This window comes from Sodalis-like endosymbiont of Proechinophthirus fluctus (assembly GCF_001602625.1).
Taxonomy (GTDB): Bacteria; Pseudomonadota; Gammaproteobacteria; order Enterobacterales; family Enterobacteriaceae.
Map to the genome: position 1 here is coordinate 32,993 of NZ_LECR01000047.1, position 805 is coordinate 33,797.

2 pseudogenes are annotated in these 805 nt (G+C 50.4%); both read right to left on the reverse strand.

The annotated features are described in order from the left end of the window. Positions 1–13: 13 nt before the first annotated feature. Positions 14–118, reverse strand: a pseudogene (gene ampE, locus BG74_RS13355) (regulatory signaling modulator protein AmpE); the annotation flags it as partial. Between the two features lie 16 nt (positions 119–134). After that, positions 135–689 (reverse strand): annotated as a pseudogene (gene ampD, locus BG74_RS17075) (1,6-anhydro-N-acetylmuramyl-L-alanine amidase AmpD). Between the last annotated feature and the right edge of the window lie 116 nt (positions 690–805).

The window sequence follows — 805 nt, forward strand, 5'->3', positions numbered from 1 at the left end:
GCTATGTCTCACGCAAGCGGCTAAACGGCCTCTCAAGCCAGCGATCCAATTGCCAACGTTCGCCGTGCTTGAATAAACGCTCCCAGGCCAGAACCAATAATAGTGTAAACAGCGTCATAACCCGCATCTCCCTATTAAATGTCGTCAGCCTGTGTTGACAGGAGTTGTCGAAAATCACGCCAGCTGAAGGACGGTCCTGGATCGGTCTTATGCTCGGGCGCGATATCACTGTGACCGGTAATGTGCGCCGGGGTAATAGGATAATGGCGCAGCAAGGCGGGTCCACGTCGGCAATCGGCAAGCGCTCGGCACTACGCATTGGTATAGGTCAGTATATCTGTCCCCTCCCCCTCCAATTCAATGCTAATGGAAAAATCATTGCAGAGATCACGTCCCTGATAGTAAGACACACACGCATGTCAGGAACGCCGATGAAAGGGGATACACTTAACCATATCCCTGTCTTATCGGATGAGGCAATGCGCGGATACCCACAACTGCCAGATCGTGGCTATGTAAGAATCGTCCGCGGGATCCAAGCGTGCCGGTAAACAGCTGGTCTATCCAGGGATTTCCAAACCGGCCCGGCGGTAAACTGGTATTGTGTACCATCAGCAGCGTTGATACCACGTTCGCCGTATGCTCATCACGTCGCAATGGAGAGAAGGAACGCACCTTACATCTGCAATCCAATCGTTATCCGCAAGATGACCTCATTTTACCGAGAGTGGTACTTCGTTCAGCTTCAATGTAACATAAATCAAAGTTTCCCTTTTATCTGCAGTTACGGAGATTTTTATATCGA